Source organism: Nitrospirota bacterium, assembly GCA_037386965.1.
In the GTDB taxonomy this organism is placed as follows: domain Bacteria; phylum Nitrospirota; class Thermodesulfovibrionia; order Thermodesulfovibrionales; family JdFR-86; genus JARRLN01.
In genome coordinates, this window is sequence record JARRLN010000013.1 from 24,953 (window position 1) to 39,569 (window position 14,617).

The 14,617-nt window shown below is 60.7% G+C and carries 17 protein-coding genes and 1 pseudogene; 12 read left to right on the plus strand and 6 right to left on the minus strand.

Annotated features, from left to right (window positions below; genetic code table 11):
• Positions 1-6: 6 nt before the first annotated feature.
• The 3 genes from P8Y39_03265 to selB are packed head-to-tail and all read right to left on the minus strand — an operon-like array spanning position 7 to position 3,228.
• On the minus strand, positions 7-639 hold the full coding sequence (locus P8Y39_03265) for a radical SAM protein (GenBank protein ID MEJ2191356.1): 633 nt from the start codon (positions 637-639) through the stop codon (positions 7-9).
• A complete protein-coding gene (locus P8Y39_03270; protein MEJ2191357.1) occupies positions 636-1,385 on the minus strand; it encodes a hypothetical protein in 750 nt (249 codons plus the stop codon). The genes P8Y39_03265 and P8Y39_03270 overlap by 4 nt, the downstream gene beginning before the upstream one ends.
• Positions 1,360-3,228, minus strand: coding sequence for a selenocysteine-specific translation elongation factor (gene selB / locus P8Y39_03275; GenBank protein ID MEJ2191358.1), 1,869 nt, complete (start codon positions 3,226-3,228; stop codon positions 1,360-1,362). Before selB ends, P8Y39_03270 begins: the two co-directional genes overlap by 26 nt.
• 164 nt (positions 3,229-3,392) lie before the next feature.
• Between selB and P8Y39_03280 the strand changes: the two genes are divergently transcribed.
• From P8Y39_03280 to P8Y39_03330, 11 genes are all read left to right on the plus strand, one after another.
• On the plus strand, positions 3,393-3,773 hold the full coding sequence (locus P8Y39_03280) for a DUF948 domain-containing protein (GenBank protein ID MEJ2191359.1): 381 nt from the start codon (positions 3,393-3,395) through the stop codon (positions 3,771-3,773).
• 10 nt (positions 3,774-3,783) lie between these two features.
• Positions 3,784-4,098: a YtxH domain-containing protein gene (locus P8Y39_03285; protein MEJ2191360.1), complete on the plus strand. Its 315-nt coding sequence runs from the start codon at positions 3,784-3,786 to the stop codon at positions 4,096-4,098.
• Complete coding sequence (locus P8Y39_03290; protein MEJ2191361.1) at positions 4,098-4,445, plus strand: hydrogenase maturation nickel metallochaperone HypA; 348 nt, start codon at positions 4,098-4,100, stop codon at positions 4,443-4,445. The genes P8Y39_03285 and P8Y39_03290 overlap by 1 nt, the downstream gene beginning before the upstream one ends.
• Position 4,446: 1 nt before the next feature.
• Positions 4,447-5,109 carry a hydrogenase nickel incorporation protein HypB gene (hypB, locus tag P8Y39_03295; GenBank protein MEJ2191362.1) on the plus strand — a complete coding sequence of 221 codons (663 nt, stop codon included), beginning with the start codon at positions 4,447-4,449 and terminating at the stop codon, positions 5,107-5,109.
• Positions 5,110-5,191: 82 nt separating this feature from the next.
• Positions 5,192-5,494 (plus strand): hypothetical protein, encoded by a 303-nt coding sequence (locus P8Y39_03300; protein MEJ2191363.1) that lies wholly within the window; start codon positions 5,192-5,194, stop codon positions 5,492-5,494.
• Complete coding sequence (locus tag P8Y39_03305; protein ID MEJ2191364.1) at positions 5,491-6,333, plus strand: NapC/NirT family cytochrome c; 843 nt, start codon at positions 5,491-5,493, stop codon at positions 6,331-6,333. Before P8Y39_03300 ends, P8Y39_03305 begins: the two co-directional genes overlap by 4 nt.
• Positions 6,334-6,493: 160 nt before the next feature.
• A complete protein-coding gene (locus tag P8Y39_03310) occupies positions 6,494-6,829 on the plus strand; it encodes a hypothetical protein (protein ID MEJ2191365.1) in 336 nt (111 codons plus the stop codon).
• 50 nt (positions 6,830-6,879) lie between these two features.
• On the plus strand, positions 6,880-7,227 hold the full coding sequence (locus P8Y39_03315; GenBank protein MEJ2191366.1) for a hypothetical protein: 348 nt from the start codon (positions 6,880-6,882) through the stop codon (positions 7,225-7,227).
• A 26-nt stretch (positions 7,228-7,253) separates the two neighbouring features.
• On the plus strand, positions 7,254-8,210 hold the full coding sequence (locus P8Y39_03320) for a cytochrome c3 family protein (GenBank protein ID MEJ2191367.1): 957 nt from the start codon (positions 7,254-7,256) through the stop codon (positions 8,208-8,210).
• Complete coding sequence (locus P8Y39_03325) at positions 8,207-8,923, plus strand: cytochrome b/b6 domain-containing protein (protein ID MEJ2191368.1); 717 nt, start codon at positions 8,207-8,209, stop codon at positions 8,921-8,923. Before P8Y39_03320 ends, P8Y39_03325 begins: the two co-directional genes overlap by 4 nt.
• A 4-nt stretch (positions 8,924-8,927) precedes the next feature.
• The gene (locus tag P8Y39_03330) at positions 8,928-9,464 is read left to right on the plus strand and encodes a cytochrome c3 family protein (protein MEJ2191369.1); all 537 of its coding nucleotides are present in this window, start codon (positions 8,928-8,930) and stop codon (positions 9,462-9,464) included.
• Positions 9,465-9,575: 111 nt separating this feature from the next.
• On the opposite strand, the gene P8Y39_03335 is transcribed toward P8Y39_03330, so the two are convergent.
• Positions 9,576-10,940 (minus strand): sigma-54 dependent transcriptional regulator, encoded by a 1,365-nt coding sequence (locus tag P8Y39_03335; GenBank protein ID MEJ2191370.1) that lies wholly within the window; start codon positions 10,938-10,940, stop codon positions 9,576-9,578.
• Complete coding sequence (locus P8Y39_03340) at positions 10,930-12,978, minus strand: cache domain-containing protein (GenBank protein MEJ2191371.1); 2,049 nt, start codon at positions 12,976-12,978, stop codon at positions 10,930-10,932. Before P8Y39_03340 ends, P8Y39_03335 begins: the two co-directional genes overlap by 11 nt.
• Before the next feature lie 252 nt (positions 12,979-13,230).
• Between P8Y39_03340 and P8Y39_03345 the strand changes: the two genes are divergently transcribed.
• Positions 13,231-13,944 carry a DUF72 domain-containing protein gene (locus P8Y39_03345; GenBank protein MEJ2191372.1) on the plus strand — a complete coding sequence of 238 codons (714 nt, stop codon included), beginning with the start codon at positions 13,231-13,233 and terminating at the stop codon, positions 13,942-13,944.
• 77 nt (positions 13,945-14,021) lie between these two features.
• Here the strand turns inward: P8Y39_03345 and P8Y39_03350 are convergent.
• Positions 14,022-14,465 (minus strand): annotated as a pseudogene (locus P8Y39_03350) (hypothetical protein).
• Positions 14,466-14,617: the final 152 nt, after the last annotated feature.

Sequence of the window (14,617 nt, forward strand, 5' to 3'; positions counted from 1 at the left end):
GCCCCCTCAGACCCCCCGGCGTGCCGGGCCGAAGACGTACTTATGAAGCTGAAGGTGAAGCCGCACCGGAAGCCGGTCCTCAAGCATCAGGCGGGCCAGCTCCCCGGGGTCGAAGACGCCGAAGACGGGGGAGAAGAGAACCGTGCTCTGTTCCAGCCCGCGCTCCCGGACGAACTGCCTGGCCCACGCGTAATCCTCCCGCCCCGTAAGGACGAACTTCAGCTCGTCCTGGGGCCTCAGGCGCCCCAGGTTCCCGAGGTCCATGCGGTGGGACATGCCGCTTCCCGGCGTCTTCAGGTCAACAATCACCTTGGAGGGGCGGCTCACCCCGCCGATGTCCACACTGCCGTTGGTCTCCACAAGCACCACGTGCCCCCTTTCGGCCAGGCGCGAGACGAGCTCCTCCACCCCCTCCTGAAGGAGGGGCTCCCCGCCGGTAAGGGCCACGTGCTGAAGGCCCCTTTTTTGCACTTCGTCGAGAAGCTCCTGCACGCTGCACTGTCGGCCTCCTTCGTAGGCATAGGTGGTGTCGCAGTATGAGCAGCGGAGGTTACAGCCCGAAAACCGGACGAATGTCGTGGGGAACCCCTGGCTCGTGGACTCCCCCTGGATGCTTGAGAATAGTTCGATAACCCTCATTGCTTCTTCGGACGGAAGGCCGGGTCCTCGGCCACCTCCTTCCAACTCCTTACTTTTCTTGCGCCCTCGGCCTGCTCGAAACTGAAAGCGTGAAGCCCCTGCTCCGCGGCCCCGGCGGCCACCTCGGGGTCTCCTATGACGGCCCGTACGGCAAAGCCCTTCTTCTTGATCCATCCCGGAAGCCCCCCGGCGTTCCAGTCAAGAAGGGGGGCTTCCGGGAAACCGTTCTCCCGAAGCCACTCCCTCAGGGCGCCCCGTCCCAGGGGCAGGGCCGTCACGTAGAGCACGGGAAAGGCCTCCGATATCTTTTTCACCGCCTCCACGCTTCCCCGCCGGGGCTCCTTCGTAAGCGGCCCCTTGAAAAGGGCGCCCTCCACATGGACCAAGACGATGCGCGCCCCTCTCTCAAGCACCAGGAGCAGGCCGGCCCCCTCGGCCTCTCCCGAGGCGGTCTTCACCGTGTGCAGCCCGGCCCGCCGGGGAACGAACTCCATATAGGCAATGCCGTCCGCGCCGGAGAGGGTCTCCCCCAGCCTCTTTCCGTCGACATAGAAAGTCACCTCCTCGCCCCCCCTGGCAAAGAACATCCCCTTCGTATGGGCCTCGAGCATGACCGGCGAGCCCACTGGCGCCAGGCTGTCCGGCACCTGCACCTCCGCGGCCTCCGCCAGGGAGAAAAGGGACAGGACAAGCCACAGGGCAAGGGCATACCACAGGGGCCTACTTGAGAAGGAGCTTTCGGACATCCCCGACCCTCAGGGTTATCTTGTTCGAGTCCAGGTATTCCAGGATGGGCAGGGCGTACTTCCTTGACGTCCCCAGGATGTCCCGGAACTCCGAGACGGTCATCTCTCCCTTTGAGCCGAAGTGGGCCTTCAGGGCCTGGAGCATCCGGTCGTAGACCTTCTTGCCGAGGTACATGGAATCGTTGATCCTGACCGCGCTTCCCTCCCTGCTCAGGAGCTTCAGAAGGTCGGAGGTCTGCTTCACGCCCATGCCCACCTCCTTGGAGAGCTCTTCCACCGAGGGGGGCTGGTATCCCTTCTCATCCAGGACCTTCACCACCCGGGCCTTCTCCTCCTCGGAGGCCGCGGCAGCAAACCCCTTGAGGCTTACTATCTCCTTGCTCTGCTCCACCTCCTGCACGGCCTGAAGGAGCTGGGAAAAAACGCGCGAGGGCACCCTCAGGCGGGCCCTCAGCTCTTCCTTGGGGATGCCGGCCCTGAGGGGGTTTCTCCGGTGAAAGTCCTGGAGGCGCCGGAGCACCTCGTCCTTGAAGGCGGCGAAGCCGTCCCGGTGAAGGAAAAGCTCCTCGAACCGGAGGAGCACACCCTTCTGCGTCAGGCGGTTCAGGGCCTCTCCGATGGCGGGGACCTCCGCCTTGACCCACCCCTCGATGGCCTTCCTGTCCATGCCCCCGAGCCGGGCCTTCCGGACCTTCATGGCTATCTTCTCGGCAAGCTCCCCCTTTTCGAAGACTTCGAGGTCCAGAAGGCCCTCCTTCTTCCGCCGCCGATGCGGGGAGGGGTCCAGCACCTCTCCGCCCCCGATGGTCTCCACGGGGGAGAAGCGGCGGACGATGTACCTGTCCCCCGACTGGGCGACCACCGGCATCCCCTTCAGGCGGAACTGGCAGTACAGGCTTTCTCCCGGGCGGAGCTCCTCGGCGTCATAGAGGATGACCCTGGCCACGCTCTCGGCCGTTCCCAGGTGAAAATGCACGAGGTCCCTGCTTTTCAGTATGGGGGCCGCAGCGAGGAGCTCGAGCTTGGCATCGATGGCCCACGTGGGCGTGAACCTGTCGGGCGCCACCAGGGTATCGCCCCGCCTGAGGTCCTCCTTTTCCACACCCTGAAGGTTCAGGGCCGCCCGCTGGCCGGCATGGATGTTCGTCACGGCCTTGCCGTGGCTCTGCAGCCCGCGTATCTTCGTCCTCAGGTTCCGCGGGAGGATCTCCACCACCTCCTCCACCCCCACCGAGCCCGACACGGCCGTCCCCGTCACCACGGTGCCGAAGCCCCGGAGAGTGAACACCCTGTCCACGGGCAGGCGGAAAATGCCCTTGGTGGGCTTGGGCTCCATGCCCATGGCAAGGTCGTGAATCTTCTGCTTCAAGACATCCAGGTTGAACCCCGACTTGGCCGAGACGGGCACGACCTCGGCCCCCTCCAGGAAGGTGCCGGCCACGAACTGCCGTACCTCCTCCTCCACCAGCTCCAGCCACTCGGGCTCCACGAGGTCGGCCTTGGTTATAGCCACAAGCCCCGTCTTTATCCTGAGGAGGTTGCAGATGTGCAGGTGCTCCCGGCTCTGGGGCATGATGCCCTCGTCGGCGGCGATGACCAAGAGGACGATGTCGATGCCCCCGGCCCCTGCCAGCATGTTCTTCACCAGGCGCTCGTGCCCCGGCACGTCCACCACGCCGATGACCAGGTCCTCGTACTCCAGGTCCGCGAAACCCAGGTCGATGGTGATGCCCCGTTCCTTCTCTTCCTTCAGCCGGTCGGGATTTATTCCGGTAAGGGCCTGCACCAGCCAGCTCTTGCCGTGGTCGATATGGCCGGCCGTGCCCAGGATGACGTAACGCATGATTATGATTATACATCACAAGCTTCGGGGGCTTGCAAAGGAGGCCCTCCGCCGGGGCGGCCCCGCCGCGCAGCACCGGCGGCGAGGCCTTTTCGAGCCCTTTACAAAAGGTGAGCACAGTAATACAATGCACGGAAACACTGTGATATAATTCGGTGGAGGTCATGACAGAGACAATTCTGGTGATAATAGCCGTCCTGGTGGCCCTGGGGGTCGGGTTCCTGATAGCCACCCTCTTCGAGCTGAAGAGGACGGTGTCTCAGACGGCGCAGTTCCTGCGAAACACCGAGACCTCCGTCAATGCGGCCTTCAAGGAGATGGAAGAGACCCTGAAGAGCATACGCGCCATTACGGACGACATCGGTGCCGTCAGCGGCGACCTGAAGCGGTTTTCCTCCTCCCTCACCCTCGTGGCCCGCAATCTGAGGGAACTGGGGGAGATGATGGGCGACCTGTCCACCGAGGCCTCCCTCCGGGTGGCGGGCATCAAGGTGGGGGTGCGCACCGCTCTGGACGTGCTTGTCAGAAATATCCTGAGGAGATGAGGAGGAGCTTATGAAAGAGGAAGGCGGGTTCGGAGCTGGTTCGGTCATGTTCTCCTTTCTGCTGGGCGGACTGGTGGGGGCCGGGTTGACCCTCTTGCTCTCGCCCCTCTCGGGCCCTGAGGCCAGAAGAAGGCTGCATGAGTACGCCGACGAGTTCGAGGACAGGGCCGAGCGGTACGCTCACGATGCCACGGAGAAGGCGTCCGCCGCAGTGGAGAAGGGCAAGGACTACCTGGAGGACAAGAAGAGCGTGGTCAGCTCCGCGGTCGACGCGGGCAAAGAGGCGTACGACAGGGAAAGGAAACGGCAGAAGAAAGAGGCCTGATGCATGAGTGTTCCCTTGCCCTCGGTATCCTGGACATAGCCCAAAAGCAGTGTCGCGACGCCGGTTACAGCACCATAGAGTCCATCGATGTACGCGTGGGAAGCGCCTCCGGGGTCCTGGCCGATGCCCTCGCCTTCGCCTTTGACCTCGTAAAAAGAGACATCCCCGGGGCGGGCGACGCCGTCCTGAGAATCACCGAAATACCCCTCGGGGGCGTCTGTGCCGAATGCGGCCGGCGGTTCAGCACGACGGAGCAGTTCATTCTCGCCTGCCCGCACTGCGGAGGCGCGGACTTCCGCCTGGACGCGGGCCGGGAGCTGGACGTTACCCAGATAGAGGTGCAATGAGATGAAGATTAACGTGGTTTCCCGCATCCTGGAGGCCAACGACCGTCTGGCCATGGAAAACAGGGAGGTGTTCGACCGGAGCGGCACCACCGTGGTGAACCTGATGTCCGCACCCGGAGCCGGCAAGACCACCCTCCTTGCGCGGAGCATCGAGCGTCTGGGCAAGCAGATGCGCATAGGGGTGGTGGAAGGGGACATCCAGGGGACCTACGACGCCGAGCAGATAGGCGGCCTGGGAGTGCCGGTCGTACAGATCAACACCGGCGGAGCCTGCCACCTGGACGCCAGCATGGTACGCGAGGCCCTGGAGGGCATGGACCTGGGCGCCCTTGACATGCTGGTCATAGAGAACGTGGGCAACCTTGTCTGCCCGGCCGAGTTTCAGGTGGGTGAGCACGCCAAGGCCATGATTCTCAGCCTCAGCGAGGGGCACGACAAGCCGCTGAAGTACCCCCTCATGTTTCAGCAATCCCAGGCCCTGGTCATCAACAAGATGGACCTCCTGCCCCATGTGGACGCCGATGTTGGTAAAATAAAGAAAGACGCCCTTTCCCTGAACCCTGCGCTCAGGGTCTTCGAAGTCTCCTGCAAGACCGGGGAGGGGCTTACGGAGTGGACCGGGTGGCTCAAGGAGTTGCACGCCGCCCGCCTTCCATCACAATAAGAAGGCCGTACAGGCCGGAGAGGGGAGGAAGCACCCGGCGCCGTGCCGGACGGGACGCAGGGAAGCCGTCCCGTGACCGCAAATGGAGCTTTCGCGCCAGAGAGGGAAAAAAATCATAACCGCCGGGGCCGTCGCCGGGGCCCTGCTGGCCATTACGGTGGCGCTGCTGATGGATGTCATTTACGCCGATGCCCTTCAGGGCACCTGGCGTGATGCCATAGCCCACGACCTCGGGGCGCTGCTCTCCCTGAACGTCTCTCCCGACAGTATCCTCGTCTACGGGCTCTTCCTTCTCGTGCTCCTTTTCCTCGGCTCCTTCGGGGCGTTCCTGGGCATGGTCTTCTCCTTCATCGTCTACCGCTTCCTCTCTTTCCTGGGGTCATGAAACACAAGACCAGCATCATCGTGCTTGTGGCCATCATCTCGGTCCTCGGTGTCGTCACGGCCTACAAGTACTACCGCTTCATGGAAGAAGACCCTGCCTTCTGCTCCCTCTGCCACATGACCGAGGAGGGCTACCGCTCCTGGGAGCAGAGCAAGCACTACACGCTCATCTGCCAGGAGTGCCACAGGATGAGCATGATAGAGGGCAACAAGCTCCTTGTGGCATACTACGTGGCCGGCAAAAAAGACATCGACCAGAAGCACGGCCGCAAGGCCCCCTGGGAGGTCTGCCAGAACTGCCACAGCCGCGCCGCCACCCAGGGCTCCATCACTTTCCGGGAGAGCTACGGCCACGCCCGCCACGTCTTCATGCAGGGCATCTCCTGCCGGCAGTGCCACGTGGGAGAGATGCACCGCTTCAACGTCGATTCCAGCCGCTGCCAGAAATGCCACGTGGACAAGCTCGTCCACGGCATGGGCACGGCGGGGCTTCACTGCCTCAACTGCCACAGCTTCACGGAGGCTGCCGAGCACATGACCTCTTCGAAGCGCTGCTATGGTTGCCATGACGACATCCCCACCCGCGGGGTGATGTCCCAGCTGGAATGCTACGACTGCCACCACCCCCACCGCATCCTGACCGTCGAGAGCAAGGACTGCCTCGGAGAGTGCCACGGCCCCGAGGTCAGGGCGGGCGTGCACGGCAAACACCTGGCCGTAACCTCCCTCACCTGCCTCGATTGCCATAAGCCCCATACCTGGGTCGTCCGCAAGGAAGGGGCCAAGGGACTCTGCGACAGGTGTCACGAGTACAGAGACCCGGCCACCTTCATCTACTGAGACCTCCCCCTCTCCCAGCCTCGGCTTGCACAATTGCAAAACAATTTGCCCGAATGCAAAGCCATAGTGCTCCTCTTTCTTTTCTTTCGCGCACTTCCGTGCTGGCACGGATGATGCTCCATGTATGGCAAGAGCGGACCCAAGCGAAAGGAGGCACACCATGAAAGAGTCTCTGGCCACGAGAATGGGATTCATCGGGGCGGGCGTAGGGTTGGCTCTCTTTGCTGTTTTCGGACTTCTTCCGGGGGCGTTCCTCGGTGGGGTTCTGGGCCTGAACATGGCGAATCTGATTTTCGGGGCCGGGGCGGTTCCGTCGCTTCTGCCGAGGATTCTCATCGTCATCGGCATGCTGACGGGCGTGATGGTGGCGGGTCTGGTCTTCCTGGCCGCCGGAGGCGCCCTGGGATGGCTCGTCGGCCTGGCGACGGAGTCCGTAAAGGCAGCCCGGGCCCGGGCCCATGACAAGGCGGGTGGTCTTCCCGGCGAAAAGCGTTAAGGGCACTTTACAATCTGCCCAAAAATAAAGAAGGTAAAGGAGGGATGCGGATGAAGGAGGACAGGTTTTCCACGCTCAAGGCAGGCAGACGCGTGGGGGCCGTAGTCGGCGGGATAATTTTCGTGCTCCTGGGCATTGTTCCGGGCTTGTACTTCGGGAGCTACGCAACGGTTGTCCTGCTGTCTCATCTGACGGGGGGGCCTATCGAGACGGGGATTCTGACGCGGGCGCTTATCGCCTCGGGAATCATACTGGGACTTTTCTGCACCGCGGCGCTGAGCATCGTGGCGGGTTCCCTGGCCGGCATGGTCCTGGCCCTGGCGGGGGACGCGCTCACCTCGACCCTGTGGCCCCGGAGGAAGCAGCGGGAATCGCAAACCGCGGCCACCGTAAACTAAAAAACGCGTAAAGGAGACATGCGTAGATGAAAGCCACTCATACCTTTCTTCTGATGTGCGCAGCACTTCTCCTCTTGCCCATAGTGGCCGCGGCTGGTGTGAATTCCGGGTGCATCGTCTGTCACAACGCCAGCGTCGGCACCGTCACGGGTGAGAAGGGAGAGGTGAACCTCAGGGTTGACCCCGCACGGTTCGACAGGTCCGTCCACGGGTTCCTCTCCTGCACGGACTGCCACGAGAAGTACGCCGGCAACCCTCATGCGGCACCCTCGGGGTACGTAAGCCCCGAGGTGCAGAAAATAGCGCAGGAAGTGCGGCCCAAGGCACAGGCCGACCCCGTGGCCATGGCGGCCTGCTCCAAGTGCCATCCGGAAATCTATGAGAAGGTCCTGGGCAGCGTGCACGGGGAAAATGTGGTCGAGAAAGGCAAGACGGACGGCGCCCTGTGCGTGGACTGCCATGGAAGCCCGCACTACGTGCTGGCTTCGGACGCGAGCACGTCTCCCGTCAACCGGGCCAATGTCGTGCAGACATGCGGTACCTGTCACCGAAACGGCGGGGTCGCCGCCTCCTACGATATCGAGGGAGACGTCATGAAGACTTTCGAGGAGAGCTTCCACGGCAAGAAGCTCGCCTTGGGCCACACGGGCGCCCCCACCTGCATCAACTGCCACGGCTACCATGACGTCAAGGCCAGCGACGACCCGACCTCTCCCGTGTTCGGCGCCAACAAGATAAAGACCTGCGGCAAATGCCATGAAGGGGCCAACCAGAAGTTCGTCGCAGCCATCACGCACCAGGAAGTGGGCCCCATTCCACATTACGCGGAGAAGGGCCTTATCCTTCTGACCATGTCCGTCATCGCCTTTACGGTAATGCACGTCATCCTGGAGGCCTATGCGGACATCAGGGACACGTTCTTCCGCAGGGTCCCGGCTGAAGCAAAAAAGAAGAAGGAGGAAGAGGAGGAGGAAACCGCATGAAAAACGAACAGACCGAAGTCCAGAGATTTGACATACATTTCAGGATCCAGCACGTCGTCATGTTCACCACGTTTCTCACCCTCTCCTTCACGGGCTGGGGCCTCAAGTACGCGCAGGTGGACGTCTCCCACTGGCTCATCCGCCTTTTCGGCGGCCCGGAGACGGCGGGCATCATCCACAGGGTGGCCGGCGTCACCATGATCGCGGATTTCACGTACCATCTCGTGTACCTGGCGTACAGGAAGTACAAGGGGCAGCTCAGGCTCTTCCGGAAGGAAACCACGATTATCCCCCTGCCCAAGGACGTCAAGGACGTCGTCCACAACTTCCTCTACTTCCTGGGCGTCGTCAAGACGAAGCCGCAGTTCGCCAAGTTCTCCTATGCCCAGAAGTTCGACTATTGGGCGGTCTTCTGGGGCATGTTCATCATCGGATTTTCGGGATTCTGCCTGGCCTTCCCCATCTTCATGTCGACTTTCTTCCCCCAGGCCATCAGCGGCTGGGTATGGCAGCTCCTGGCCATCATGCACAGCGACGAAGCGCTCCTGGCCATCGTGTTCATCCTGTTCTGGCACTTCTACAACGAGCACCTCAAGCCGGAGGTCTTCCCGATGAGCTGGGTCTGGCTGACCGGCCGGATACCCCTGGCGGAACTGAAGCACAAGCATCCCCTGGAGTATGAACTGCTGTACAAGGACAACAAGGAAGAGTGAGGATATGACGACACTCCGCACCATAACGGCCGCGCTCTTCGTGGTGGCCCTTCTGGCAGGATGCAACTTCCTCGCTCCCGAGGCCGAAAGCAACCACAAAGTTGCCGACGCCAAGCCGGCCGCCGAGTCCGCCGCGCCCCAGGGGGGCGTTGCCGCCCTGCCCTGCTTCGGCTGCCACCCCTATGCCGCCTTCAACGAGGCCTTCCCCCACGAGACGCACGGCTCCATGGGGCTTCACTGCACCCAGTGCCACGGGATGAAGGCCCACAAGAGCAATACCATCATCGGCGAGACCTGTAACAACTGCCATAACATGGGCGTCATGCAGATGAAGACCTCGGCCATGCCGGCCTTCTTCGACCACGCGACGCACGCGGCCATGTTCGACTGCGGGAAGTGCCACCCCGAGTCCTTCCCCATGAAGCTCAACGCGGCGGCCATCTCCATGGCCGACATCTCCCGGGGCAAGTACTGCGGCGACTGCCACAACGGCTCGGTGGCCTTCGCCTCCGACAAGTGCGACCGGTGCCACACCCGATGAGGGAGGCCACCTGAGGAGGAAGGAGCGGTCCGAAGGACCAAAGGAGGAGGGCCCCTTTTGGGGCCCTCCTCCTTTGCCTCGAATCAGGGGGAAAGTTCTTCCCGGCCTGCCTCAGCTTCCTTTCTCGACGTTGATGCCGAGCTTCTTCATCTTTCTGTACAGGGTCGCCAGGTCTATCCCCAGCTCCCGGGCCGTCTCGTCCTTGTTCCAGTCATGGTGGGCGAGGCGCTCGAGGATGAGCTTCCTCTCGTAGTAGTTCAGGGCGTCCTTGAGCCCGGCGGCGTGGGCGGCCTGGTAGGTGCGGACCTTCTCCGGGAGGTCTTCGACATAAATCTTCTCTCCCGTCGAGAGCACCACGGCACGCTCCATGGCGTTTCTCAGCTCCCGCACGTTCCCGAACCAGGGATACTCCAGGATGGTCTGCATCGCGGCCTCATCGATGCCGTCGAGCCTCTTTCCATGCTCCTCGGCGAAGCGCTCCAGGAACGTGCTGGCCACAAGGATGATGTCCTCCTTCCTCTCCCTGAGGGGCGGTATCGTCACTTCTATCACGTTCAAGCGGTAGTACAGGTCCTCCCTGAACTCCCCGCCCTTGATGGCCTCGTCCAGGTTCTTGTGGGTTGCCGCGACGATGCGCACGTCCACCGTCCGGGGGCGGGTGTCCCCCAGGGGAAGCACCTCCCCCGTCTCCAACACGTGCAGGAGCTTGGACTGAAGAGCCAGGGGCATGTCCCCTATCTCGTCGAGAAAGACCGTCCCCCCGTCGGCGGCCTCCAGGAGGCCGGGCTTATCGGCGGTAGCGCCGGTAAAAGCACCCTTCCTGTAGCCGAAAAGCTCGCTCTCCAGGAGCGTTTCGGGGATGGCGGAGCAGTTGATGGCCATGAAGGGCTTGCCGCCCCGGGGGCTGTTCTGGTGGATGATCTCCGCCAGAAGCCCCTTGCCGGTACCGCTTTCGCCGAAGATGAGGATGTTGCTCTTCGTGGACACCACCTTCTCCACCAGGTCGAATATCTCGCGGACCTGGGGCGAATCCCCGAGGAACTTGTTGCTCCGAAGGCGGTTGCTCCGCTCCCTCCAGAGGACCTGGTTTTCCATCTCCAGCCTCCGGCCGTTCAGGGATTTCCTGATCCTGTGCTTGACCTCGTCGTTGTTGAAGGGCTTGGTGATGTAGTCGTCGGCCCCCTTCTTCATGGCGTCCACCGCGTTCTCCACGGTGGCGTACGCCGTCATGAGGATGACGATGGCGCCCGGCGAAATGTCCTTGACCCTCTCCAGAAGCTCGATGCCGTCCATCCCTTCCATCTTGAGGTCGGTCATCACCAGTTCGAAGTCCTTTTTACGGACCTTTTCCATGGCCTCCTCTCCGCTCTCGGCGGATTCGACCTCATAGCCCTCCCTGCTCAGGAGAAATTCCAGCGCGCGGCAGATGTCGCGCTCGTCGTCCACTATCAGGATCCTGTGCGCATTATTTTTCATTTATAGGCAACCTCACTCGGAACGTCGACCCCTTCCCCGCCTCGCTCTCGAAGGATATGTCGCCCCCGAAGCTCCTGACGATGGTCTGGCAGACCGAGAGCCCCAGGCCGGTTCCCTTGTCCTTGGTCGTGTAGAAGGGGTCGAAAATTCTGTCGAAATCCTTCTCGTCTATGCCCTGCCCGGTGTCGCGGAAGGCGATTTCCACCTCGCCCTCGTCTGTCCCGACGACGACGGCAAGCTGCCCCCCGTCGGGCATGGCGTCGGCCGCGTTGAGGATGAGGTTCATGAATACCTGCACGAGCTGGTTGCCGTCCACCCTCACCGGCGGAAGGTCGTCCGGCCCCTCCACGGTAATGGAGATGTTCTTCGTCCGCCGGTCGTATTTTACCAGCTCCACCGTGGAGGCCAGAAGCTCCTTGATGCTCAGGTGACGGACATCTTCCATGCGTGTCTTGGTGAAGCTGGCCATGTTCTTCACGATGGCCTCTATGCGGCCGATGTGCTTGTATATGGTGTCTATGGCCTCCGCGGTAAACTCGTCGAACTCCATGCCCTTCAGAATCTGGACATAGGAGGAGATGGAGGTCAGGGGGTTTCCGATTTCGTGGGCTACTCCCGCCGAGAGGCGCGCCAGGGCGGTGAGCTTCTCCGACTGCATGAGCTGCTCTTCGGCCTTCTTCAGCTCCGTTATGTCCTGAAGGAGCAGGAGGGTCTGGATGCGTCCGTCGGGGGAATGCAGGGGGGTCAGGGACATCTGGAAGAAGCCCTTCTTCTTCTCCGTGTTCAGGGAGACGACCTGCTGTATCAACCGGTCCTCGACCACGGCGTTTCTGATCTCCCCCGTGATGCCGGCGTTCTGCCAGATGTCCTCCAGCGTGCCCCTCTTCAACTGCTCGTCCGAGAGCCATCCACGCAGCACCTTGTTCATCCACACGCACGTGCCGTCCTCGTCCAGGACAGCCATCCCCGCCTCGATGGAGCCGATGACGGCATCCAGCTTCTCCTTCTCGCTTCTCAGTTCCTTCGTCCTCTCCTGCACGACGCTCTCAAGCTCCAGGGCGTAGTCCCTCACCTTATCGGCATAGGTGGCCTTGGCCTCGGCCCTTATCCTTCTTTTGTTTATGAGGACGATGAAGAACGCTCCCGCGATGGTAGAGGCGAAAATGGCGATAACGAGCATGGACTGAAGCACCATGCTGTCGGAGATGCTGGCCGTGACTTCGGAGTACGGGATGGAGACACAGACTATCCACCCCAGGCCCTCGATGCGCGAGAAGGCGATGAGCTTGTCTTCGCCGTAGGGGGCGATGTAGGAGCTGAAGCCCACGTTGGGAGAGTTCAGGATTTCCTTCTCGGCGTTGAAGGATGTGTGACACTGGTAACAATAGTTGTCGTGCTTGAAGATGTTCTTGCCCACCATGTCGCTCTTGGTGGGGTGGTAGACAAGGGTGCCGCGGTCGTTCATAATCCAGGCGTACCCCCGCTCCCCCGCCTGCACGGGCGTGAGGAACTTGCCGGTGATGTCGTCTATGTTGACTTCCACGAGCACGGCACCCATAAGCACGTTTTTCCCGTAGATGGGCGTAACCAGCACGAGCTTCCGCTGGTCCTCGGTATTGTCCTCCATGTAGACCTCCCCCGAAGGAAGGTCCTTCACTTGCTCAAAGCTGTTTTCCGCCTGCTCTGCCACACCCACATCCCCGGTCGAGTAAACCCGGCGGCCGTCCCCGTCGTAGAGGGTCACATGGACGTTTATCTCGTTATCGAGTTTAGACAGGGCGAAGCGGGTGTACTCATCGAGGCCCTTGGGGTCCAAGCCCCTCTGGGCCAGGAGCCCGGCCAGGGAAACGGCTTCCGTCCTCAGGTGTTCAAGGGTGTCGCCCACGGAAGAGGCCACGGTCTTGGCGATGATGAGCTGCTGCCGGTTGATCTGGGTGGCCATCTCGGACTCGTAACTCTGGTGGAAAAAGAAGTTCAGCGTGATGACGACGCTCACGATGAGCAGAAGGACTCCGATGAGGGTTATCTTGAATCTCATGTCCCATCCCCCGTCTTCCCCGGCATCCCCTCCGGGCGGGCCCCCTGGGGGGACCCCGCTCGCGAGAAGGGACCTCTCCCTCCCCGCTTTTGTATTTTAACAATTATTCGGCTGCCGGTGCAGGAGACGGAGGGCGGAGGCGGATAGGACCACGCCGGCAGGGTTTCTGCCCCGCCGCCGGAAGGTGATACAATCTAATCTGGCCCGCGGGCAGGACGATAAGCGGCGGGAGTCCCGGAGGCCCGAGGGGGTATGGACATACGCGTAGGATGTTGCGGTTTCCCGGTGGCCAGAGAGAGGTACTTCGAAGCCCTCGGGGTGGTCGAGCTTCAGCGGACCTTCTACCAGCCTCCGAAGAGGGAGTCCACGCTTCAGAGGCTGCGCGCCTCAGCCCCGCTGGGCTTTGTGTTTACCCTGAAGGCCTGGCAGCTCATAACCCACCAGCCCTCAAGCCCCACGTACAGGAAGCTCAGGGAGCAGATACCCGCATCCAGGGAGAAGAACTACGGCTCCTTCCGTCCCACCCCCGAGGTCTTCGAGGCCTGGCAAAGGACAAAACGGGCGGCCGAGATGCTCAACGCCAGGGTGGTCGTCTTCCAGTGCCCGGCGAGCTTCGCCTCCCGGGCGGAGAACAAGGGGAACATGAGGAAGTTTTTTTCCTCCGTTTCAAGGGACGGCCTCCTTTTCGCCTGGGAGCCCCGGGGCAGGTGGAAGGAAGGGGAGATACGGGAGCTTTGCGAGGAACTGGACCTCGTCCACGCCGTTGACCCCTTCACATCCCGGGCCGTGTGGGGAGCTTTCGGCTACTTCCGGCTCCACGGCATCGGGGGCTACAGGTACAGATACTCCAGAGAAGACCTGGAAAGGCTGAGAAACCTCGTCAGCCCGACCGGGGGCTACGTCATGTTCAATAACGTCTTCATGTTCGAGAATGCTCGAGAATTCAAGGCCCTTGTCGAAGGGTGAGGAGCTGTTGAGAGTTCCGCCGTCGTGGAGGAAGAGGGAGCAAGTCACAGACAGGCCCCGTGTGATGATTTACACCTTCACATACCACGTTCTTCTCTCCATTTTTGTAAACCGAGCCTCAGTAATTTCAACAACCAATTGTAATCATCATCTCCCGGAAAGCCCTTCATAAAAGTTGAAGCCCGAAACTTATCTGAATATCTATTCATTATCTCGTGGCTCTTATTAAGGAGCTCATCAATTTCTGTAAAACTTAAAGGGTTATCTTTTAGCAGTTTGTCATTTGCAAGCACAATATGTGTTCCCTTATGGGCAACGATATTATTTCTCCATATCATTAATTTCTTTACTAAAGAATTCTTGTTACTACTCGCGTATTCTATATCTTTCTCTAATTGATCTTTACCGGGGATTCTATCGTCTTTTGCAAGAAGTTCCACAAAAGGATTATCGCTAAGCCTTTCACGGAAATGGTCAGTTTCAAAAAAATGCATATTCGCCTTGATTGTTTCCAAAAAGTTATAAAGATTTAACCTAAAAAACTTTTTTCAAAATAAAAAAATAAAAATACCATAATAATATTTTAAATATCATTTTGGTTGATTATTTCTAGTTCCTATTTTTAAATCAAGATTAATTCTAGGTAAATTTTAAGAAAATTAGATTTAAGTTT